Here is a 21,363-nt window from a genome sequence, read left to right on the forward strand (position 1 = left end):
ATGAAGGGCGAAAGCGGAGTATACAGTTTACTTAAAGCAAAGTATTTAATAGACCAGGGGTCTATGAAAAACTGGCGATTTATTGTATTTCTCATCCTGGTATGTATACTCATGATTGCAAACACACACAATTATGAGCAAAAAATTTACCGGATAAGCGACCTGAAAAGTGAGATAAAAGAATTACGGTCAACATTTGTAGACCGCCGGAGCGAGTTAATGGGGCTCAAGATGGAAAGTACAGTGGCAGGAAAAATGGAAGAACGGGAAATTTTTCCGTCTACCGTCCCGCCAAAAAAAATAGAGGTCGCCGCGCCTAAAGAAAAAACAATGTGGCAAAAAATATGGGATTAGTAGCAGACGATAAACAAGTTTCTTACAGGATTTACCTGGTAGCCTTTGCAATAGTTGTGATGGCTATACTTGTTTCTATAAAGCTTACTAATATACAGTGGGTAGAGGGTGATTACTACCGTGAACTTGCCCGCCAACGATCTGTAAAAGATTTTACTATACCCGCAAACCGCGGTAATGTTTATTCGGCAGATGGTAGTTTGCTTGCCACGTCTATCCCTAACTATGTTATAAGGTTTGATGCCGTAGCACCTAAAGATGAAGATTTTGAGGAGCATTTAACGGGATTGGCAGATTCACTTTCGGTTATGCTGGGTAAACCTGCAAATCACTATTACCATGAGTTACGCAAAGCACGCAAAACTAAAGACAGGTACCATTTAATTACAAAAGGTCTCACATATACCGAGCTGCTTCGCATAAAAAGTTTCCCGCTGTTTAAACTGGGAGCTTTTAAAGGCGGCATTATTACCGAACAAAAAACAGTGCGCGAGCACCCTATAGGCAGGATTGCAGAGCGTACTGTGGGCTATGAGCGCATAGACGATAGTGGCGAAAAGCTATATGTAGGTATAGAAGGTGCTTTTGCAGATTACCTTAACGGTAAAGACGGCCGCCAGATGATGCAAAAAATTGCAAGGAACCACTGGAAGCCTATAAACGATATTAATGAAGTAGAGCCGGTAGATGGCTATGATGTTATATCTACCATAGATGTTTATATACAGGATATTGCCCACCACGCACTTTTAAAGCAACTGGAATATTATGAGGCAGACCACGGTTGTGTAGTGGTTATGGAAACTAAAACGGGTTATGTAAAAGCTATATCTAACCTGGGCAGGGCAGAGAACGGGTCGTATTACGAAACCGTAAATTATGCAGTGGGAGAATCGGCAGAGCCGGGATCGAGTTTTAAGCTTGCCGCGCTTGTTGCCATGCTTGAAGATAAAAAAGTAGATACCAGCCAGGTGTTTGACAGCCACGGTGGCGATGTAGGTTATTTTGGCCGCCATGTACGCGATTCGCATCATGGAGGGTATGGTAAAGTAACACTCGCCAGGGGTTTTGAACTGTCTTCTAACACAGTTATGGCGCAGGCAGTATATAACAGTTACAAAGGCAACCCTAAGCAGTTTATAGACCGCCTAAACGGATTTGGACTTAACAGCAGGCTGGGTGTGTCTATAAAAGGAGAAGGTAAACCGCGTATACCGCAGCCACAAGACAAAACGTGGTCGCGCACTACCCTTCCATGGATGGGCTTTGGGTATGAAGTAAGCTTAACGCCGCTACAAACACTTACGTTTTATAACGCTGTGGCAAACAATGGCGAAATGGTGCGTCCGCTTTTTGTAAAAGAAATTAAAGAGTGGGATAAAACCATAAAGAAGTACGATAAAGAGGTAATAAACCCTAAAATATGTTCTCAGGAAACAATTAATAAGGTTAAAGCCATTATGGCAAACGTAGTTAAAAAGGGTACAGGCAGCAAGCTGTATTCGCCTAATTTTTCTATGGCAGGTAAAACAGGTACTGCACAGGTTAACTATGGCAAAGGCGGTAAGACCAATGGCGATATGTATTATGCATCTACGTTTGTGGGGTATTTTCCTGCCGATGAGCCCCAGTATTCATGCGTTGTTATTATTAACAAGCCGCACGTTGCAAAAGGGTATTATGGTGCCGATGTTTCGGGGCCGGTTTTCCGCAGGGTAGCACAAAAGATATTTACCGATGTGCCCTCTACCAACAGTATTAAAAAGCTTGATGCCAAGATAAAAGACCAGGAGCAACTCTATGCTTCTTATTATGACAAGGCAAATACGGTAAATAAAAATATGATTCCTAATGTGGTTAGCATGAGCGGTATGGATGCCGTTGCATTGCTGGGTAACATGGGGCTTAAAGTACAGGTTATAGGTGTAGGCAAAGTAAAAAAACAATCGCTTAAGCCGGGAGATGCCTTTAAGAAAAACCAATCTATAATACTCGAATTATCGTGATGTTATTACGCGACATACTATATAAAGCAGCAATAGAAGTGGTTAAAGGCCCTACGGATATTGCTATTGCTAAAATTGAGTTCGACTCCCGCCTTATAAGTACAGGCGATGTCTTCGTGGCCATAAAAGGCACACTTAGCGATGGTCATGACTATATAGAAAAAGCCATTAGCCTTGGTGCAATTGCCGTAGTATGCGAAACAATGCCTGATGTTACTACCGAGGGTGTTACCTACATTGGGGTAAAAAAGGCGAGTTCGGCACTGGCGTATATGGCGTCTAACTATTATGGTAACCCGTCGGCCAGTTTAAAGCTGGTAGGCATAACAGGCACTAACGGCAAAACAACTATTGCAACGCTGTTGTACCAACTGTTCAGGAATGCCGGATTTTCGGCAGGGTTATTAAGTACGGTAAAAATAATGGTTAACGATAAGGAGTATCCGGCAACGCATACCACACCCGATTCGCTTACCATAAATAAATATTTACAGGAAATGGTGGCTAATGGCGCCGAGTATTGCTTTATGGAAGTAAGCTCGCACGGCATACACCAGCACCGTACCGAAGGGTTGCATTTTGTGGGCGGGGTATTTACAAACCTATCGCACGACCACCTGGATTATCATGCAACATTTGCAGAGTACAGGGATGTTAAAAAATCGTTCTTTGACAATTTGCCAAAATCGGCTTTTGCCGTGGTAAATGTAGATGATAAAAATGGCCTGGTAATGCTGCAGAATACCGCAGCTAAAAAACTTACCTACGCCCTTAAAACATACGCTGATTACAGGGCACAAATACTTGAGAACCAATTATCGGGCCTGTTGTTAAAAATTAACGGCGAAGAAGTATGGGTAAAGCTTATAGGCACTTTTAATGCTTACAACCTGCTGGCTATTTATGCCACGGCGGTAAACCTGGGGCTGGATGAGCGTGAAGCATTACGCCTGCTTAGCGAACTGGAGAGTGTATCGGGCAGGTTTCAGTTTATAGTTTCGGATAGTAATATTACCGCGATTGTAGACTATGCCCACACGCCGGATGCTTTAGAAAATGTGCTTAGCACCATAAGTGCAATACGCACCCGCAATGAGCAGCTTATTACTGTAGTAGGCTGTGGTGGCGACAGGGACAAAACCAAACGCCCCGTTATGGCACACATAGCATCGAGCATGAGCGACAGGGCAATATTTACATCAGACAATCCGCGCAGCGAAATACCTGAAGTGATAATTGAGGATATGGAAAAAGGTGTTGAGCCTCAAAACTATAAAAAAACAGTTGCGGTGGTAGACAGGAAACAGGCCATAAAAATAGCCTGCCAGCTTGCCCGCCCTAACGATATTATACTCATAGCCGGTAAAGGCCATGAAACATACCAGGAGATTAAGGGAGTGAAGTATGATTTTGACGATATGAAAACGGTGAAGGAAATTTTAGGGCAATTAAATAAATAACGGGATATGCTGTATTACTTATTTGATTTTTTAGACAGAAAATGGGATATACCTGGTACGGGTGTATTTCAGTACATAACCTTCCGTTCGGGGTTGGCCGTTATTTTATCGTTGCTTATTTCTACCGTGTTTGGTAAAAGGGTTATCAACTTTCTGCGCAGGCAGCAAATTGGCGAAACAGTAAGAGAACTTGGTTTAGAAGGACAGTCGGCAAAAGCAGGAACACCTACTATGGGCGGGCTTATCATTATAATGAGTACCCTTATACCGGTACTTTTATTGGCAAAGCTTGATAATATTTACATCATGCTGCTTATCGTTACCACCCTGTGGATGGGAACCATTGGTTTTCTTGATGATTACATTAAGATATTTAAAAAAGATAAAGAAGGTCTTAAAGGCAAATTTAAAGTAGTGGGCCAGGTAGTATTAGGGCTTTTTGTAGGTTATGTGCTGTACTTTCATCCCTCTGTTACAGTGCGTACAGATACAGGAAGGGTAAACATATTCGAGAATACCCAGAATGTTATTGCCCCGGCTCCTGTTGAAGAGAAATCGACAGCGACTACCATTCCGTTCTTTAAAAATAATGAATTTGATTATGCAGAGGCGCTGTCTTTTATGGGTGGCGATTACCAAAAATATGCATGGCTGATATTTATACCTATCGTGATATTTATCATTACGGCAGTATCTAACGGGGCTAACCTTACCGACGGTATAGATGGGCTCGCGGCAGGAACATCGGCAATTGCAGTGCTCGCTCTCGGGATCTTTGCATTTGTATCGGGTAATATAATATTTTCCAATTACCTCAATATAATGTACATCCCTAATTCCGGCGAGATGACGGTGTATATAGCTGCATTTGTAGGGGCGCTCATTGGCTTTTTGTGGTACAATACCTATCCGGCATCGGTCTTTATGGGCGATACGGGCAGCCTAACCATAGGTGGTATAATTGCGGTACTGGCTATAGCGGTAAGAAAAGAATTACTGATACCGGTATTGTGCGGTATCTTCCTGGCAGAGAATTTCTCTGTTGTAATACAGGTGGCGTACTTTAAGTATACCAAGAAAAAAACAGGTGAAGGCAAGCGTGTCTTTTTAATGGCGCCGCTGCACCACCACTACCAGAAAAAGGGCTACCACGAGAGCAAGATCGTGACACGCTTCTGGATCGTTGCCATATTGCTTGCCATTTTCTCATTAGTATCTTTAAAACTGCGATAACAATATGAGATTAGTAGTATTAGGTGGAGGAGAGAGCGGTGTGGGTACCGCTATTCTCGGGAAGAAAAAAGGATACGATGTTTTTGTATCCGACTTTGGGAAAATTAAAAATAATTATAAAGAAGTTCTTGCACTTAATAAACTGGCCTGGGAGGAAGAGCAGCATACAGAGGAGCTGATCCTTAATGCAGATGTGGTAATGAAAAGCCCGGGAATACCGGATAAGTCGCCCATAATAGTAAAATTAAAAGAAAAGGGTATTCCGGTAATATCTGAAATTGAATTTGCCTCCCCTTTTACTGATGTAGAAACCATAGGCATAACCGGGAGCAATGGCAAAACCACTACCACTATGCTAACACACCATATTTTAAAACAGGGTGGGCTAAACATGGGGCTGGCAGGTAATATAGGTAAAAGCTTTGCATGGCAGGTTGCCGAAAATAAGAGCGAAGGGTACGTGTTAGAGTTAAGCAGCTTTCAGCTGGACGGTATTACAAAGTATCGCCCACACATAGCGGTAATAACAAACATAAGTCCGGACCATTTAGATCGCTACAATTATAATTATGATTTGTATATAGCGGCTAAGTTCAGGATTACAATGAACCAGACTGAAGATGATTACCTGATTTATGATGATGATGACGAGGTAATAAAAAACTGGCTGGAGAATAATAAAGTAAAAGCAAAAAAAATCCCTTTCTCGCTTTCGGGCAAAAATAAAAAAGGGATATACGTGAAAGATAATACAATTGTGAGCAATATTAAAAAAGGAGAATTTACCATGCCAATAAACGAACTGTCTTTAGAAGGAAAACACAATGTTAAGAATGCTATGGCCGCGATAAGTGTTGCACAACTAAAGAATATAAGGAAGAAAACCATTTTTGAAAGCCTTACAAACTTTCAGGGGGTAGAACATCGCCTTGAGAAAGTTCTTAAAATACAAAATGTAGAGTATATAAATGATAGTAAAGCTACCAATACAAACTCTACCTACTATGCCCTTGACAGCATGACAGCGCCAACCGTATGGATTGTGGGCGGTGTAGATAAAGGCAACGACTATAACGAAATTATGCAGCTTGTGCGCGAAAAAGTAAAAGCTATTGTATGCCTTGGGGTAGACAACAGCAAAATTATAAGTGCTTTTAGCAATGTGGTAGATGTTATGGTAGAAACCACAAGCATGACTGAAGCCGTTAAGATTGCACAAAAAATGGCCGAGAAAGGCGATACAGTTTTGTTAAGCCCTGCCTGTGCAAGCTTCGACCTTTTTGAAAGCTATGAAGACCGTGGCAAACAATTTAAGGCTGCCGTGCAAAATTTATAGGCAGAGACGTTGCATGCAACGTATGATAAAAAATACAGGAACGGCTGTTCCATTCCGAATGAAGCGCAGCGGAATTGAGGAATCTCAAATAAGGTTTCTCCTGCGTCGAAATGGAAAAACGGATGCAGAGACGCATTTAATGCGTTTACAGAAATGGGTAATGAAGGAGAAGAATAAAAAAGATAAAAATGAAAGAATTAATTAATAACCTAAAGGGAGACAAAGGGATCTGGTCGTTCGTAATGCTACTGGCCCTAATCTCGTTCATGCCGGTTTTCAGCGCAAGTACAAATCTTGTGTATGTTATAGGCAAGGGCTCTACTATAGGCTATTTAGTTAAGCACCTCGTTCATATAATTATTGGTTTTGGGTTAATATACCTGGTTCATAAAGTGCCGTACCACTATTATCGTGGCCTCTCGCAACTGCTTATGCCTGTTGTAGGGTTGCTGTTAGTGTACACATTTTTTCAGGGAACGGTTATAGACGGTGCCAATGCCAGCCGCTGGATAAAAGTGCCTTTTATAGGCGTTACATTCCAGACATCGGCGCTGGCAATGATTGTTTTAATGATCTACGTGGCACGATACCTGGCTAAGGTAGATGGTAAAGAGGTAACATTTAAATCGTCGTTCATAGAATTATGGATACCTGTTTTTATGATACTGGCATTAATATTACCGTCTAACTTTAGTACTGCCGCCCTAATATTCAGTATGGTAAGCATGCTGGTGTTTGTGGGCAAGTACCCTATAAAGTATTTAGGAATGGTAATAGGTATGGGCGTTACCATGCTGGTACTGTTCGTGTCGTTTGCAAAGGCATTCCCGGATGCTATGCCTAACAGGGTAGACACCTGGATGAACCGTTTAGAGCGTTTTACATCTGACGAAGAAAATGAGGACGATTACCAGATTGAGAAAGCCAAGATAGCAATAGCATCAGGAATGGTGTACGGTTTAGGGCCCGGCAAGAGTGTACAAAAAAACTTCCTGCCACAGTCTTCTTCCGATTTTATCTTCGCTATCATCGTAGAAGAATATGGATTGGTAGGCGGCCTTGCAGTATTAATATTATACCTCATGCTGTTTTTCAGGTTCCTGGTAACGGCACATAAGGCACAATCGCTTTTTGGCAAGCTGCTTATCGTTGGGCTTGGTTTCCCTATAATATTCCAGGCACTTATTAATATGGGTGTAGCGGTAGAGCTGTTGCCGGTAACAGGGCAAACGCTTCCGCTGATAAGTAGTGGTGGTAGTTCTATCTGGATGACGTGTATCTCTATAGGCATCATTATAAGTGTAACCAAGAAAGAAGAAGAAATAGCGCAGGAACTTCAGGAAAAAGAAGACCGTGAAGCTGCCCTGCAACAATTGATAGATGAACACATACTCCGCGAGAAAGCCCGTGAAGAAGCCGAAGCCGAAGGGCTGGAGCAACCCGCAGCGTTCTCTATAGAAGACAGGTCGGCAAACCCGATGAGTGCTGTTTTTGGGAAGTAATTTCAGATTATTAGACAAAAGATAATAGATAATAGACGAGGTGAGAAGCACCTAAGTTCCTAAGGGACTAAGGCTCTAAGAACCTCAAAGTAATAATGAGCATAAAAAAATTCATATTAAGTGGTGGTGGTACAGGTGGGCATATCTACCCTGCTATTGCTATTGCAAATGAGTTAAAGGTTAGGTTTCCGGACAGCGAGATCCTTTTTGTGGGCGCAAGCGACAAGATGGAAATGCAAAAGGTACCGCAGGCAGGCTACAACATAAAAGGCTTATGGATAGCAGGCATACAACGCAGGTTAACGATTGATAATGCACTGTTTCCGCTTAAACTGTTAAGCAGCCTGGTAAAGTCGAGAAAGATAATAAAAGAGTTTAAGCCGGACGTGGTTATAGGCACCGGTGGTTTTGCCAGCGGGCCATTGCTTAAGGCAGCAGCAGGAATGGGAGTGCCCACCGTAATACAGGAGCAAAATTCGTTTCCGGGCATAACCAATAAATGGCTGGCGAAGCAGGCAAACAAAATATGTGTGGCTTACGATAATTTAGAGCGCTTTTTTCCGGCATCTAAAATTGTTTTTACAGGCAACCCTGTACGCCAGGACCTGCTCCATACAAGCGATAACAGAGAAGAGGCAATGCACCGCTTTAAGCTGGACCCTGATAAGCAAACGCTTTTGGTTTTGGGCGGAAGCCTTGGTGCAAGGCGCATTAACCAGTTAATTGCAAAAGAGCTTACATGGCTGCAGGCGCAAAATGTACAGGTAATATGGCAGTGTGGTAAATTTTATTTTGAAGAGTACCAGCACTATGGCGATAAAGAGGGAGTACAGGTGCTATCGTTCATAGACAGGATGGATTTAGTGTATGCCGCCGCAGATGTGGTTATATCACGTTCGGGTGCATCATCGGTTTCAGAATTGTGTATCGTGGGCAAGCCGGTAGTGTTTATCCCCTCCCCTAATGTATCTGAAGACCACCAGACTAAAAATGCCCAGGCTGTAGTAGATAAAGTAGGGGCAATATTGTTAAAAGAAACACAATTGGACACTCAGTTTCAGCCTGTTTTTGCAGATTTGCTCTCGAATAAAGAGAAGCAGAAAAGCTTAAGCGGGAACATTAAAAAGCTTGCTAAAACACATGCCACGCAGGACATTGTTGATGAGATAGTGAAGTTGTTGAAATAGGTGCTGAGTGGCTGGGAAGCTTAGGTGCTAAGAAAAGATAATAGAGAGTAATATCTTAAGAAATTAGAAAATATAAGTTCAGAGATGGAAATTTAAATGTGCTAACAAATCTAAGCACCTAAGTTCCTAAGCAACTCAGAACCTCACAAAAAAGAATGGATTTAAACCAGATACATAACGTCTATTTTATTGGCATTGGCGGCATAGGTATGAGCGCCCTTGCACGTTATTTTAAATTTATAGGCAAAAATGTAGCAGGGTATGACCGTACGCCAACCCATCTTACCGATGAGTTAAAGGCAGAGGACATCAGCATCCATTTTGACGATAAAACAGAGCTTATAGGCCTGGAATATCTTAATAAAGAAAACACACTGGTAGTAGTAACCCCGGCGGTGCCTAAAAACCACCTGCAGTGGAACTATTTTACCGATAATGGTTTTGAGATAAAAAAGCGTGCTGAAGTTTTAGGCATTATAACCAAAGATACCTTTTGCTTTGCAGTGGCAGGTACCCACGGCAAGACTACAACATCGAGCATTTTGGGGCATGTATTGTTTGAATGTGGTGTAGATGTTACAGCCTTTTTAGGCGGAATTGTAGAGGGCTACAACTCTAACCTTATTGGCAGTGGTAAAACGGTTACCGTGGTAGAGGCAGATGAGTTTGACCGCTCGTTCCTGCACCTGCACCCGGATATGGCCTGTATAACATCTATGGATGCCGACCATCTTGATATTTATGGCGACGTAGCCTCTATAGAGGCGTCGTTCAGGGAGTTTGCAGATAAGGTTCAGGATAAAAACCACCTGTTTGTAACAGATGGACTTCCGCTTGACGGTGTTACGGTGGGTGTTGGCACAGGGCAGTTCTCTGCACAAAACATCCGTATAGACAACGGCTGGTATGTGTTCAATGTAGTTACGCCACACGAAACATTTAGCAATGTAAGGTTCGGGTTACCGGGCCATCATAATATTACAAATGCGCTATTAGCTTTGGCAATGGCAAATGTATACGGGCTTGCATTAAGCGATATTGCTAATGCATTGGCAACTTTTAAAGGTGTGAGGAGAAGGTTTTCATACCAGGTAAAAAAAACAGGAATGGTGTATATAGATGATTATGCACACCACCCTACAGAGATTGACGCTGTTTATCAGGCGGTAACAGAGCTGTACCCTGATGATAAGGTGCTGGCAATATTTCAGCCGCATTTGTTTAGCCGCACGCGCGATTTTGCCGATGGTTTTGCAAAAAGCCTGTCTAAGTTTGAGAACATAGCGTTGTTAGATATTTATCCCGCAAGGGAGCTGCCTATGGAAGGCATTACAAGCCAGTGGCTGCTGGACAAGATAGAGAACCCTGAAAAGAAACTGGTAAGCAAGGCACATTTGCTACCTTTTATAAAAGCAAGCGATGCCACGGTTATTGTAACCATAGGCGCTGGAGATATAGGAGAAATGGTACCGGATATTAAACAATTGCTGGATGAAAAATATTAACTGGAACAACATAAGGCTGGTAGTTATACTATGCGTGGTGGTCTTTTTATATGCATTTACAGGCAAGCGTAATGAGGGCAGAAAGATGACCGAAGCCGATATTGAATTTACTGGTAATGAGAATTTTATTACAAAAGAGAAGGTTAATAACTTGTTAATACAAAGTTATGGTGCTGTAACAGGTATCCAAAAAGTTGATTTAGATTTGAGTAATGTCGAAAAAATCCTGAATGAAAACCCTATGGTCGAGAAGGCAGAGGTTTACGCTACGGTAGATGGTAAATTAAAAGCCGTTATTACTCAGCGAAAGCCTGTTGCAAGAATATTTGAAGGGTCGCAATCGTATTACCTGGACAACAGGGGCGGGAAAATGCCACTTAGCGACAACGAGACAGCAAGGGTGCCACTGGTAACAGGCGACATAGAAAAAGCGGATGCAAAGAAAATGCACAAGCTGCTGGCTTATATTTATAATGATGATTTTTTAAATAAAAATATTATTGGTTTAACGGTTTCGCCTGTCGGCAACATGATACTGCGCAGCAGAGGAGATGATTACGATATCGTGTTTGGCAAGCCTATAAACATAGAAAAGAAGTTTGAGAATTACAAAGCATTCCTCCAGGATGCAGCAAAAGACACATTGATTAAAAATTACAAAACAATTAACCTGAAGTTTACGCAACAGGTGGTGTGCACCAAAAAATAGAGTTATGGAAAAAGACAGCATTGCAGTAGGTTTAGATATCGGTACAACAAAGATCGTTGTTATGATAGGCAAGAAAAATGAGTATGGTAAGCTGGAGATCCTTGGCCTTGGTAAATCCAAAAGCCTTGGTGTGGCAAGGGGTGTTGTAAACAACATTACCCAGACTATACAGTCTATACAGCAAGCCGTGCAGGAGGCAGAGCAAAATTCGGGCTACCGCATTAACGATGTGGTGGTGGGTATTGCCGGCCAGCACATACGCAGTATGCAGCACAGCGATTACATAAGCAGGAACAATCCTGAAGAGGTAATAGGCGATGCAGATATTGACATGCTTATTGGCCAGGTGCACAAACTTGCCATGCTGCCGGGTGAAGAAATTATACATGTACTCCCACAGGAGTTTAAAATAGACGGACAAAGCGAAATTAAAGAGCCTATAGGTATGTACGGCGGCAGGCTGGAGAGCAGTTTCCACATTGTTGTGGGGCAGGCTTCATCCATCCGTAATGTGGGCCGTTGCATTAAAAGCTCGGGCCTTGACCTTTCCGGCCTTACGTTAGAGCCATTGGCATCTGCCGATGCTGTACTAAGCCAGGAAGAAAAAGAAGCGGGTGTAGCCCTTATAGATATAGGTGGCGGTACTACAGACCTTGCCATATTTAAAGACGGTATTATTCGCCATACGGCAGTAATCCCTTTTGGTGGTAATGTTATTACAGAAGATATTAAAGAGGGATGCTCTATTATAGAAAAACAGGCAGAACTGCTTAAGGTTAAATTCGGGTCGGCATGGCCGGGAGAAAATAAGGATAACGAAATTGTTTCGATACCGGGCTTACGTGGCCGCGAACCAAAAGAGATATCGCTTAAAAACCTTAGTAAAATAATCCATGCCCGTGTGGTAGAGATTATAGAGCAGGTATTTGCAGAGATTAAGGCGTATGGCCATGAAGACCCTCGCAAAAAACTAATTGCAGGTATAGTGCTTACAGGTGGTGGTGCGCAATTGCAGCACATTAAGCAACTTGTAGAGTACATTACCGGTATGGATACCCGTATAGGTTACCCTAACGAGCACCTTGCAGGCAACAGTAATGAGGATATTTCGAGCCCGCTTTATGCTACAGCAGTAGGCCTTGTAATGAACAGCCTTCGTAACAATACCAAGAGCGCAACGCCACTGGTAGAACTACAAAAACCTGTAGTGCCGCAATATGTACCAAGACAGGCGCCGGTTGTTAACCATGTACCCGAACCGGAACCGGAACCCGAGCATGAACTGGAAACTGTAGCTGCACATGTGCCTGAAAAAGTGGTACAAGAAAGCACAGAGAAAAGGGTAAAGAGGTCATTTTTTGACAAGTATATAGATAAGATTAAAGATTTTTTAGATAACGCAGAATAAAAACTTGATAGATATGATGAGCAACTCAGAATTTGGAAGTATTTCGTTTGATCTACCCAAGAATCAATCAAACGTCATCAAAGTGATAGGTGTAGGCGGAGGCGGGAGCAACGCGATCAATCACATGTTTAAACAGGGAATAAAAGGTGTAGACTTTATTGTTTGCAACACCGATTCTCAGGCATTACAAAGCAGCCCTGTACCTAACAAGATACAACTGGGCCTTGGCCTTACAGAGGGGCTTGGCGCAGGTGCTAACCCGGAGGTAGGACAGCAGGCAGCCCTTGAGAGCATAAACGAAATAGAAAAAATGCTTGACACCAATACCAAGATGATATTTATCACGGCGGGTATGGGTGGCGGTACCGGTACCGGTGCTGCGCCGGTTATTGCACAACTGGCAAAAGAGCGCGATATACTTACTGTGGGCATTGTTACCATACCTTTTCAGTTTGAGGGTAAGGTGCGCCAAGAGCAGGCTTTAGCAGGTGTAGACAGGCTAAGGAGGCAGGTAGACTCGCTTATAGTAATTAACAACAATAAACTTAGGGAAGTGTATGGTAACCTTGGCTTTAAAGCCGGTTTCTCTAAAGCAGACGAAGTTTTGGCAACAGCCTCTAAAGGTATTGCCGAAGTTATAACGCACCACTATACCCAGAATATCGACCTTAAAGATGCCAAGACCGTATTGTCTAACAGTGGTACGGCAATAATGGGATCGGCAATTGCAGCGGGCGATTCGCGCGCTAAAAATGCGATTGTAGATGCGTTGGATTCTCCGTTGCTAAATGATAACAAAATCACAGGCGCTAAAAACGTATTGTTACTAATTGTATCGGGTACTACAGAGATAACCATAGATGAGATAGGCGAAATTAACGACCACATACAAAACGAAGCAGGCCACAACGCAAACATCATTATGGGTGTGGGCGAAGATGAATCGCTTGGCGATGGTGTTGCAGTTACCATTATTGCTACAGGCTTTAATGTAGAGCAGCAAAATGAAATTGTTAATACAGAACCTAAAAAGATAGTTCACGCGCTGGAAGACGACCAGAAAATGGTACATAACCTAACGCAAAAAGCATTGTCTTCTTTTGATTTTTCTGCCGCTACAGAGCAGTATAAACCAGAAGTGAAAGCTGAACCGGTTGTTGAAGAAAAAATTGTTTTTGCGCTTGAGGAGGAAGTTGCCGAAAAAAAGCCCATAGCTGAAGCGGACACCGTTTCCACTTCGGAGCATATTAACAACCTTGATGTGTTTTTTGAAATAGTTGCCCCGGTTAGCGAAAGGCCAACACCAGCTCCGGTTGCGGTTGCACCAATTGCTGCCCCTGCACCGACACCGGTTTTTGAAGTTGCCCCTGCAGTACAGCAAATACCAGTTACACAGCAGCCTATTGCACAACAATACCAGGCACCCGTTATTAAGGATGTAAGGGAAATTGAAGTTAGGGATCCTGAGTTTGTAATTGTAGAGAAAGCTGTGGAAGACCAGTATGCTTTTTCGTTCGACCTTTCTATAAACAATGTAAAGAGCGAAGAAAAGTTACTGTTTAACCTTAACGACGAAACGCGTAACATAAAAGTACAGGAGCCTGTACAAGTAGTACCGGTTACAGAACTTAACCAGGGTGGTGTTATTCGCTACTCTCTTGAGGAGTACCTTGAAAAAGAAAATGAGTTTTTAGATGCAAAGCCGGTAGCCAAGGTGGAAGAGCCAATTGCCGAAGAACTTAAGTTTACACTTAGGCAAACGCCAACCCCTCAGGTTAACCAGGCTCCTGTAGAAGAACTGTCTCCTATGGAAATGACCATTGAAGACACACTTCGCCAAAGGGCTGAAGAGCGCAGGAGGAAAATGAAAGAGTTTAATTATAAATTCCACAATAATACGGCGAGGATAGATGAGTTCGAGAAAGAACCGGCCTACAAAAGGATGGGGATTGACCTTCATGATTCGCGCGTAGACAATAGCAAATCGCGACTGTCTTTAGGAACAGATAGTAACGACGACTTACAGTTGCGTTCTAATAATTCGTTCCTTCATGATAACGTAGATTAACTAACCCAAATGTGAACCTTAACCCGAAAATACTATGGTATTTTCGGGTTATTTTTTTTATCTTCGCAGGCACAATTAAACGCAACTATGAGTTTACTATTAGATATTAACGAGGGTATTAAAACTGCCATGAAGGCAAAAGATACAGTTTCATTAGAATCGCTTCGTGCTGTAAAATCGGCAATTTTGCTGGCACAGACAGAAACAGGCGCTAAAGAAGAACTGTCTCAGGATGACGAAATAAAACTGTTGCAGCGACTGGTAAAACAGCGTAAGGACAGTGCTAACATATACATAGGCCAGGGCCGCCAGGACCTTGCCGACCCCGAAATTGCACAGGCTGCAATTATAGAGCAATTTTTACCAAAACAACTTACCGAAGAAGAAGTAGAAGCTGTGGTTAAAAAGATCATTGCTGATAATAACTTTGCCGGCATGGCCGATATGGGTAAGGTTATGGGCATAGCCAGTAAAGAACTTGCCGGTACTGCCGATGGTAAGACTATATCTACGGTAGTAAAAAAATCATTAGCATAATTTTAATTTCAGATTTCAGAATGTAGATTTCAGATTCCATGCTCATGGCAATCTTAAATCTGAAATCAAAAATCTGAAATAATTTGGCCGCGTAGTTCAACTGGATAGAATATCAGATTTCGGCTCTGAGGGTTGGGGGTTCGAACCCCTCCGTGGTCACTATAAAAAAATGAAAGCCTGCAAAGTGTATATTTTGCAGGCTATTTTTATGGTTCGGCAAAATCTTTCTTGATTTTTTACTTTTACAAAGCTCCCATTGTTTGCAAGTAATTTTGGATCGAATCCCATTACGGTTTTTATTTTTTTATCTATTGATCGGTTGAAATTACGACCATTCTTTGGTTTATCGACGCGAATGATAGCGAACAGGCAAAGCAAATCATCCCAGATAGAAAAGCAAATTTCATTAATCAAATTTAACACTGAATTAATACAACCACTTCATGAAGATCATCATTTACTTCATCATAATCTATTAGTTGAGCGAGCATTGGTAAATCTATATCACAAGCTTTAGGTTTTTTGAATTATTTATACAGAAAACTACAAAACTATTTCTAACATCAGTTTCGGTGGCAACTCTTCCAGAAATAATTTCGTTTGTTTCCAATTTTTAAAATCAAATGAAACTAAATTATCAGCATTATTTTTATCCATATTTAATTTTTAGATAGATGCTGATTTTGCTCGCGCATAACGCTCCGGCGCTTGGTGAGGTTGCGGAGTTCGGAACCGATTATTTCATGTTGAAGATAAAATCCCTTGCGAAACGTAATGTGAATTTACTGCAAAATTAGAAATCTTGCCAAACGCCTGTTGTGCGATAGTATTTTTTATTTATTCTGTCTTTTACTTTTACGTTTTTCTTTTTTATACTTTCTGTATTCTTCTTGTGTCATAATTTTGCTGACAACCATTGAACCACCATTGTATGAATAACTTCTAAATGGAATTTCTTTAGAAAATTGTTTGGATAGATTTTCAGAGTCACATATTCGATAAATCTCATCTACAAATTTTTGAATTCTTTTCGCCTTTTCTAAATTTTCATGTGAGTTTGGTGACCAATAATTTTTAAAAGAATATTCAGTTTTGGTTTTGTATTCAAAAATATATTCTATTCCATCAAAACCGTGTTGCCAACCTTTTATAAATTTGTCACTCGGAATTTTATTTATTTCGGTCTTTTCAATGAGATTAATTATCTCTTTTGCAGTTTCACCTTTTAGATTAAAAGTCTTTTTAAAGTGTTTTTTTGAAAACTCGTCAACTTCATCTACAAAGTAGGTTAAATTTCCATTTATTAAAGTATCGTTTTTGGTAATTTCAATACAAGTCCCAAAACTCCAAAATTTAAAAACTATTTCATCTTTTTTACTTGAAATATCCTCAAAGTTATATTTTGTTATTAACTCATTTTTGTATTTATTCCAATATATTGTATCACTATCTTTTGTGAGAATTAGCTTTTCAACTTTCGATTGTGAGAAAAGAAAATTTGAATAAATTAGAAGTAGTATTTCAAACGTAATTTTTTTCATAATATGTCGTACAAGTTCTCGCGCTATAGGCAGTTTGGGATTAAAATCAGCGTTATCTTTCGGATTTACCAAATCTGCCAAATACAAAACCAATTTTTTCATTAAGCCTAATACCCAAATTGCTCGTAGCGTGTGTTTGCAGTAATTTATTGTGTCTTCATAGGTTGTATTCCAAGTATTTTATTCGCATCGTCAAAAATTACTTTTATGATTGATTTTGGAACTTCATTTTGATCGTTTTCATATTTATATTGTAGCATTAAATAATTTTGTTCCGTCATTGTCATTTGAAATCCTTTAAAAAATAGAATAAGCTTATTGTTAAAATCAATCATTTTCCTTAATTCTAATAATTGATTTTCAGTAACAATTTGAACAACAAAGTCTGACAGATATAATTTTGCTTCAGTAAAATTGTTCTCTTTTAATTTTGTAATAAAATTTTCAAAGTTTTGGTTTGAATTTGATACAGTTTTCTCATCTAGTTTTGGTTCTACTTTTTTCTTAATATTTTTTACGTAAAGTCTTATTCTATGAGTCGGATTTCTTGTAACAGAACCTTCTTTTTTAAAATAATTGGAAATAGCAGTATACATTTCGATTTCCAAACTGTCATTTGGTTTCCAAATATCTTTTCTATTTAAACCTTTAATACTTTCTATTTCTTTTATATCATCAAGATTTCCTTCAACTTTGCTTTTGCCATATTTATTAGTCAAAGTTTTTAAAAGGGCTTTATATTTGTCAATTAAGGCTTTATTGAACTCTTCAGATTTTACGTTGTTATCATTTTTTTCAAAATTGTAAACATCCCATTCATATAAAACTTGATTAATTGTAGAATCCTTTTTACTAAAAGAGTATTCTACTAATAAATCTGGAATATTTTTCTCTTTTCTTTTATATATAAATGGCTGTGCGGAATCGTCCATCGCTATATAAGTTTGATTTGTATCAAATAATTCGCTGTTTAATTTATTTTCAAAACTTACAAAGTAATCAATTTTCTTTCCTTGTATTTCGGTTAAAATTTCTTGAGAAAAAGTTTGATTAAATTGAAAAACCACTAAAGCTAAAAATATTATTTTCTTCATTTTTGTACGCATTTGTTTAAATTACCGCCAACTTGTATATATATCTGACAATGATAGACATATATACTCTAAATTGGATCGCTATGTCTGACAAATGTCAGTGTTTTTTGTTTCAAAATAGGATATTATTTCATAAACCATCAAACGGACTTTTTGTTTATTGATTACTTTTCGTACTAATATTAGATATCATTTAAAATCTTCAAATCCTTCATTAAATGGTTCGAATTCTGCACCAAGGTGGTCACAAAACAAAACCGTATAACATTTATCAACAATGTTATACGGTTTTTTATTTAGGTGTATTCTACTTAAGACTGATGTTGTAAAACAATGTTATTTACAACTAAAACACAAAGATCATAGTGCCCTAAGTGCTTTTTATACTATGTATTAATGCTTTTTAAGCTCAAGTTTTTCGGCAAAATAATCGCAGAAATCCTTCATGGTTTCGCTCATTTTTTTGTCGCCTGTAGCGCGCTCAAACGTTTCAGACATTGAAACCAGCGTTTGATGAAAAAACAATTTCATTTCGTCTACCGGCATATCTTTTGTCCACAAGTCTATGCGCATACTTTCCTGCGGTTTACTGTCCCAAACAGAAAGCATTATAGCTTTAGTATCCTGGTCTACCACCCCACCATCACGGGCGGTCCAGCTTAGTTTTTCGGGTACGCGGTTTTCGTCCAGCGCTACATCTATGTTTATTACCGATTTAAATATCGTATCTGCCATTACTTCTTAGGTTTGTATTTAGAATTATCAAAAATTGTTTTGGCATCGGCTGCCAATAGCTGCGGCAAAGTTACAGCTTTATTGTTTTCCATGTATGCCTTTACAATCTGCCAGCCCAGCCACTGCCCTATCCTACCGGGCGACTCTTCGTCAAAACCCAGGTAAAACTTACTAAAGGGCGCAGGGCTTATAAACCTGCCAATTAGCTTAGTATCGGTACTGTAAAACACTTTATTCTCTACAAAGTACTTCCATACTTCACTTTCGTTAGCCACAGCCCAGTCATACTTCTCTTTAGTATAGCCTATCTTATTATTATCGGCAACATCCGGTATAAGCAAATCTTTTATATATAACTCTTTACCAAAATATATCATTGCAGAGAGTAATGTATGGTCTCGCGGAGGTGCTATACTGCCCTGAGAAAATGCGGTAACCACATCGGGCATTATTTGCGATGGTTCAAATTCTTCTTTTTGGTAAGCCGGGAAATCAACATAAAAACGATGGTTTTTACCAAGATAAAGGTCTAAAGATATAAGTATAAGTGTATCGGCATAAATGGCACGATTGGCATAATCCATTTCAGATATAAGCGTTATAACCTTAGGCGTGGGTGCCTGCGGGTAATAATATTTAATGTGCTGCATAAGCGCAGCCATATCTTCTTCGAGAAAATTGGTGTTGGGAAATTTCTTATCCACTTCAGCATGCAGTTCCTGCAGCAATGGGTTTTTAATTTTGTTAGTCCATACAGTATCGGCATTACCGGCCGGAAATAAATATGGGAACTGCTGCTTTACCTTAGGTAAATCCTGCGGGCTGCTGTTGTAAAAAATATCATCAAAACGCTCTATAGCTATTTTGCCCACCTTTACGCCGGCTACCTTTTCTTCAACAACATTTTCTTTTTTACACGAAACGGCCAGCAGCACAACGGCTATAAACAAGATATATTTTTTCATTTTAAGACTATATTGCTGATTTGTTTTAACAGGATTATTTAAATTTATGGCAAATATACATAACACAATTTTATTATATATAACAGCATGAGCACAGATACAAATTTTAAGGCAGAAGCCATTAACGAACATATAGTAAACTGGCTGCGCACCTATGCAGATAACGCTAAGGTTAAGGGTTTTGTTGTAGGGATATCGGGCGGCATAGATTCTGCCCTTACCTCATCATTATGCGCCCAGACCGGCCTGCCTACACTGTGTGTAGAAATGCCCATACACCAGGCCGAAAGCCACGTAAGCCGCGCTAAAGAGCACATTAAGCTGCTTAAGGAGCGTTTTAGCAATGTATCGAGTGCAGAGGCTAACCTTACTACTGTATTTGAAGACTTTAAAAATATGATGCCACAGGCAGAAAACCAGCATACTACAGATCTTACCCTTGCCAACACCCGCGCGCGCCTGCGCATGACCACACTTTATTACTTTGCGGGGATAAACAATGCACTGGTAGCCGGTACAGGTAATAAGGTGGAAGATTTTGGTGTAGGCTTTTATACAAAATATGGCGATGGCGGTGTAGACCTTAGCCCTATTGCCGACCTTACCAAAACCGAAGTGCGCAAACTGGCGCGACACCTTGACGTGCACGATGCCATACTTGTGGCTAAACCTACCGATGGCCTTTTTGGCGATGACCGCAGTGACGAAGACCAGTTAGGGGCATCTTATGAGGAGCTGGAGTGGGCTATGGACCAGGTAAAAGCCGGGAAGACAAAAAACGACTTCACAGGCCGTGAAAATGAAATTTTAACAATTTATACAAGGCTAAACACTGTTAATCAGCACAAAATGCAGCCTATACCGGTATGCGAGATACCCTTAAATTTGAAATAAAATTCTTTCATTCACAATACTTTAAGAAACTAATGGCTAACTTTACTGGTAAGTAAACCCTAAAAAACCTTAGTTATGATTAAATTATGCCTTGCGGATAATCACCCTGTGGTGCATTACGGGATGAAGTCGTATTTTAGCGATAATCCGCAGATTAGTTTTGTAGGGGTGGTAAATAACCTGGAGAGCCTCCTGGATGTCCTGAGCAAGAAAACGGTAGATGCTGCCGTGATAGACCTGGAACTGGATGGGCTTACCAGTATAAGCTCTGTAAAATCCCTGATTAAGGAATTTCCTGAAACCAAGGTAATTATATTTACCAACCTTGCCGAGCAAATTTATGCCCCTAATGCTCTTAAAGCAGGTGTTAGTGCATACGTGCACAAGAGCGCCAAAATGGAAGAGCTGGAAAGCGCCATTAAAAAAGTAAATGAAGGCGAAGTGGTATTTAGCGATACCGTTAAAAAGAACCTCGCGCTTCTTAACAAAGGCAAAAAATCGGAAAGATTGTACCGTAAACTGTCATCGCGCGAAATTGAGGTATTGCGATACCTTAGTGAGGGCAAAAAAAACAAAGAGATTGCAAGGCTGCTGGACCTCAACGAAAAAACCATTAGTACTTACAAACTTCGCCTGCTTACTAAACTTCATGTTACCAATCTTGTAGACCTTGTTAACAAGGCAAAAACGCTTGACATTGTTTAATTAAAACATTACCATCGCAACACACAACTACATTAAAACAATCAAAGAAAAGCATTAGGTAACTGCTATGATTACCACACAAAAAACACCCCTAAGCACTAACGGGGTGTTTTTTTTTGCCTGT

Annotated in this window: 19 protein-coding genes and 1 tRNA gene; 16 read left to right on the plus strand and 4 right to left on the minus strand. The window is 40.4% G+C overall.

Annotated elements, in window-relative coordinates:
• The 14 genes from F565_RS0113295 to F565_RS0113360 all read left to right on the plus strand — a co-directional run bounded on the left by F565_RS0113295 (nt 1) and on the right by F565_RS0113360 (nt 15,464).
• The gene (locus tag F565_RS0113295; RefSeq protein ID WP_026300051.1) at nt 1-354 is read left to right on the plus strand and encodes an FtsL-like putative cell division protein; all 354 of its coding nucleotides are present in this window, start codon (nt 1-3) and stop codon (nt 352-354) included.
• Complete coding sequence (locus tag F565_RS0113300; RefSeq protein ID WP_020213734.1) at nt 345-2,360, plus strand: penicillin-binding protein; 2,016 nt, start codon at nt 345-347, stop codon at nt 2,358-2,360. Before F565_RS0113295 ends, F565_RS0113300 begins: the two co-directional genes overlap by 10 nt.
• A complete protein-coding gene (locus F565_RS0113305; protein ID WP_020213735.1) occupies nt 2,360-3,820 on the plus strand; it encodes a UDP-N-acetylmuramoyl-L-alanyl-D-glutamate--2,6-diaminopimelate ligase in 1,461 nt (486 codons plus the stop codon). Before F565_RS0113300 ends, F565_RS0113305 begins: the two co-directional genes overlap by 1 nt.
• A gap of 6 nt (nt 3,821-3,826) precedes the next feature.
• Complete coding sequence (gene mraY, locus F565_RS0113310) at nt 3,827-5,053, plus strand: phospho-N-acetylmuramoyl-pentapeptide-transferase (RefSeq protein WP_020213736.1); 1,227 nt, start codon at nt 3,827-3,829, stop codon at nt 5,051-5,053.
• 4 nt (nt 5,054-5,057) lie between these two features.
• On the plus strand, nt 5,058-6,389 hold the full coding sequence (gene murD / locus F565_RS0113315) for a UDP-N-acetylmuramoyl-L-alanine--D-glutamate ligase (protein WP_020213737.1): 1,332 nt from the start codon (nt 5,058-5,060) through the stop codon (nt 6,387-6,389).
• 22 nt (nt 6,390-6,411) lie between these two features.
• Nucleotides 6,412-6,594 (plus strand): hypothetical protein, encoded by a 183-nt coding sequence (locus F565_RS23035; RefSeq protein ID WP_156113883.1) that lies wholly within the window; start codon nt 6,412-6,414, stop codon nt 6,592-6,594.
• Nucleotides 6,578-7,891 carry an FtsW/RodA/SpoVE family cell cycle protein gene (locus F565_RS0113325; RefSeq protein ID WP_026300053.1) on the plus strand — a complete coding sequence of 438 codons (1,314 nt, stop codon included), beginning with the start codon at nt 6,578-6,580 and terminating at the stop codon, nt 7,889-7,891. The genes F565_RS23035 and F565_RS0113325 overlap by 17 nt, the downstream gene beginning before the upstream one ends.
• Before the next feature lie 95 nt (nt 7,892-7,986).
• On the plus strand, nt 7,987-9,078 hold the full coding sequence (gene murG / locus F565_RS0113330) for an undecaprenyldiphospho-muramoylpentapeptide beta-N-acetylglucosaminyltransferase (RefSeq protein ID WP_020213740.1): 1,092 nt from the start codon (nt 7,987-7,989) through the stop codon (nt 9,076-9,078).
• 155 nt (nt 9,079-9,233) lie between these two features.
• Nucleotides 9,234-10,583, plus strand: coding sequence for a UDP-N-acetylmuramate--L-alanine ligase (gene murC / locus F565_RS0113335; RefSeq protein ID WP_020213741.1), 1,350 nt, complete (start codon nt 9,234-9,236; stop codon nt 10,581-10,583).
• Nucleotides 10,570-11,292 carry a cell division protein FtsQ/DivIB gene (locus tag F565_RS0113340; protein WP_020213742.1) on the plus strand — a complete coding sequence of 241 codons (723 nt, stop codon included), beginning with the start codon at nt 10,570-10,572 and terminating at the stop codon, nt 11,290-11,292. The genes murC and F565_RS0113340 overlap by 14 nt, the downstream gene beginning before the upstream one ends.
• Nucleotides 11,293-11,296: 4 nt before the next feature.
• A complete protein-coding gene (gene ftsA / locus F565_RS0113345) occupies nt 11,297-12,700 on the plus strand; it encodes a cell division protein FtsA (protein ID WP_020213743.1) in 1,404 nt (467 codons plus the stop codon).
• Nucleotides 12,701-12,713: 13 nt separating this feature from the next.
• Entirely contained in the window at nt 12,714-14,768 is a 2,055-nt protein-coding gene (ftsZ, locus tag F565_RS0113350; RefSeq protein WP_026300054.1) for a cell division protein FtsZ, read from the plus strand.
• 87 nt (nt 14,769-14,855) lie between these two features.
• Nucleotides 14,856-15,305, plus strand: coding sequence for a GatB/YqeY domain-containing protein (locus F565_RS0113355; RefSeq protein ID WP_020213745.1), 450 nt, complete (start codon nt 14,856-14,858; stop codon nt 15,303-15,305).
• A gap of 85 nt (nt 15,306-15,390) precedes the next feature.
• Nucleotides 15,391-15,464, plus strand: a tRNA-Arg gene (locus F565_RS0113360).
• Nucleotides 15,465-16,138: 674 nt separating this feature from the next.
• Here F565_RS0113360 and F565_RS0113375 read toward each other — a convergent pair.
• The 4 genes from F565_RS0113375 to gldB all read right to left on the minus strand — a co-directional run bounded on the left by F565_RS0113375 (nt 16,139) and on the right by gldB (nt 19,640).
• The gene (locus F565_RS0113375) at nt 16,139-16,948 is read right to left on the minus strand and encodes a hypothetical protein (RefSeq protein WP_020213747.1); all 810 of its coding nucleotides are present in this window, start codon (nt 16,946-16,948) and stop codon (nt 16,139-16,141) included.
• A gap of 44 nt (nt 16,949-16,992) precedes the next feature.
• Nucleotides 16,993-17,940, minus strand: a complete 948-nt coding sequence (locus tag F565_RS0113380) for a hypothetical protein (RefSeq protein WP_020213748.1) — start codon at nt 17,938-17,940, stop codon at nt 16,993-16,995.
• A 393-nt stretch (nt 17,941-18,333) separates the two neighbouring features.
• Nucleotides 18,334-18,675, minus strand: coding sequence for a gliding motility protein GldC (gene gldC, locus F565_RS0113385; protein ID WP_020213749.1), 342 nt, complete (start codon nt 18,673-18,675; stop codon nt 18,334-18,336).
• Nucleotides 18,675-19,640 carry a gliding motility lipoprotein GldB gene (gene gldB / locus F565_RS0113390; RefSeq protein ID WP_026300056.1) on the minus strand — a complete coding sequence of 322 codons (966 nt, stop codon included), beginning with the start codon at nt 19,638-19,640 and terminating at the stop codon, nt 18,675-18,677. The genes gldC and gldB overlap by 1 nt, the downstream gene beginning before the upstream one ends.
• Before the next feature lie 87 nt (nt 19,641-19,727).
• Here gldB and nadE point away from each other — a divergent pair, with 87 nt between their 5' ends.
• Nucleotides 19,728-20,534 (plus strand): NAD(+) synthase, encoded by an 807-nt coding sequence (nadE, locus tag F565_RS0113395; protein WP_020213751.1) that lies wholly within the window; start codon nt 19,728-19,730, stop codon nt 20,532-20,534.
• 75 nt (nt 20,535-20,609) lie between these two features.
• Nucleotides 20,610-21,239: a LuxR C-terminal-related transcriptional regulator gene (locus F565_RS0113400; protein ID WP_020213752.1), complete on the plus strand. Its 630-nt coding sequence runs from the start codon at nt 20,610-20,612 to the stop codon at nt 21,237-21,239.
• Nucleotides 21,240-21,363 lie beyond the last annotated feature (124 nt).

This window comes from Flavobacterium rivuli WB 3.3-2 = DSM 21788, assembly GCF_000378485.1.
Taxonomy (GTDB): Bacteria; Bacteroidota; Bacteroidia; order Flavobacteriales; family Flavobacteriaceae; genus Flavobacterium; species Flavobacterium rivuli.

What these genes read in the sequence shown, in the direction of transcription:
- F565_RS0113295 (WP_026300051.1), top strand. Translation starts at nt 1, where the DNA reads ATGAAGGGCGAAAGCGGAGTATACAGTTTACTTAAAGCAAAGTATTTA.
- F565_RS0113300 (WP_020213734.1), top strand. Translation starts at nt 345, where the DNA reads ATGGGATTAGTAGCAGACGATAAACAAGTTTCTTACAGGATTTACCTG.
- F565_RS0113305 (WP_020213735.1), top strand. Translation starts at nt 2,360, where the DNA reads ATGTTATTACGCGACATACTATATAAAGCAGCAATAGAAGTGGTTAAA.
- mraY (WP_020213736.1), top strand. Translation starts at nt 3,827, where the DNA reads ATGCTGTATTACTTATTTGATTTTTTAGACAGAAAATGGGATATACCT.
- murD (WP_020213737.1), top strand. Translation starts at nt 5,058, where the DNA reads ATGAGATTAGTAGTATTAGGTGGAGGAGAGAGCGGTGTGGGTACCGCT.
- F565_RS23035 (WP_156113883.1), top strand. Translation starts at nt 6,412, where the DNA reads ATGATAAAAAATACAGGAACGGCTGTTCCATTCCGAATGAAGCGCAGC.
- F565_RS0113325 (WP_026300053.1), top strand. Translation starts at nt 6,578, where the DNA reads ATGAAAGAATTAATTAATAACCTAAAGGGAGACAAAGGGATCTGGTCG.
- murG (WP_020213740.1), top strand. Translation starts at nt 7,987, where the DNA reads ATGAGCATAAAAAAATTCATATTAAGTGGTGGTGGTACAGGTGGGCAT.
- murC (WP_020213741.1), top strand. Translation starts at nt 9,234, where the DNA reads ATGGATTTAAACCAGATACATAACGTCTATTTTATTGGCATTGGCGGC.
- F565_RS0113340 (WP_020213742.1), top strand. Translation starts at nt 10,570, where the DNA reads ATGAAAAATATTAACTGGAACAACATAAGGCTGGTAGTTATACTATGC.
- ftsA (WP_020213743.1), top strand. Translation starts at nt 11,297, where the DNA reads ATGGAAAAAGACAGCATTGCAGTAGGTTTAGATATCGGTACAACAAAG.
- ftsZ (WP_026300054.1), top strand. Translation starts at nt 12,714, where the DNA reads ATGATGAGCAACTCAGAATTTGGAAGTATTTCGTTTGATCTACCCAAG.
- F565_RS0113355 (WP_020213745.1), top strand. Translation starts at nt 14,856, where the DNA reads ATGAGTTTACTATTAGATATTAACGAGGGTATTAAAACTGCCATGAAG.
- F565_RS0113375 (WP_020213747.1), bottom strand. Translation starts at nt 16,948, where the DNA reads ATGAAAAAATTGGTTTTGTATTTGGCAGATTTGGTAAATCCGAAAGAT.
- F565_RS0113380 (WP_020213748.1), bottom strand. Translation starts at nt 17,940, where the DNA reads ATGAAGAAAATAATATTTTTAGCTTTAGTGGTTTTTCAATTTAATCAA.
- gldC (WP_020213749.1), bottom strand. Translation starts at nt 18,675, where the DNA reads ATGGCAGATACGATATTTAAATCGGTAATAAACATAGATGTAGCGCTG.
- gldB (WP_026300056.1), bottom strand. Translation starts at nt 19,640, where the DNA reads ATGAAAAAATATATCTTGTTTATAGCCGTTGTGCTGCTGGCCGTTTCG.
- nadE (WP_020213751.1), top strand. Translation starts at nt 19,728, where the DNA reads ATGAGCACAGATACAAATTTTAAGGCAGAAGCCATTAACGAACATATA.
- F565_RS0113400 (WP_020213752.1), top strand. Translation starts at nt 20,610, where the DNA reads ATGATTAAATTATGCCTTGCGGATAATCACCCTGTGGTGCATTACGGG.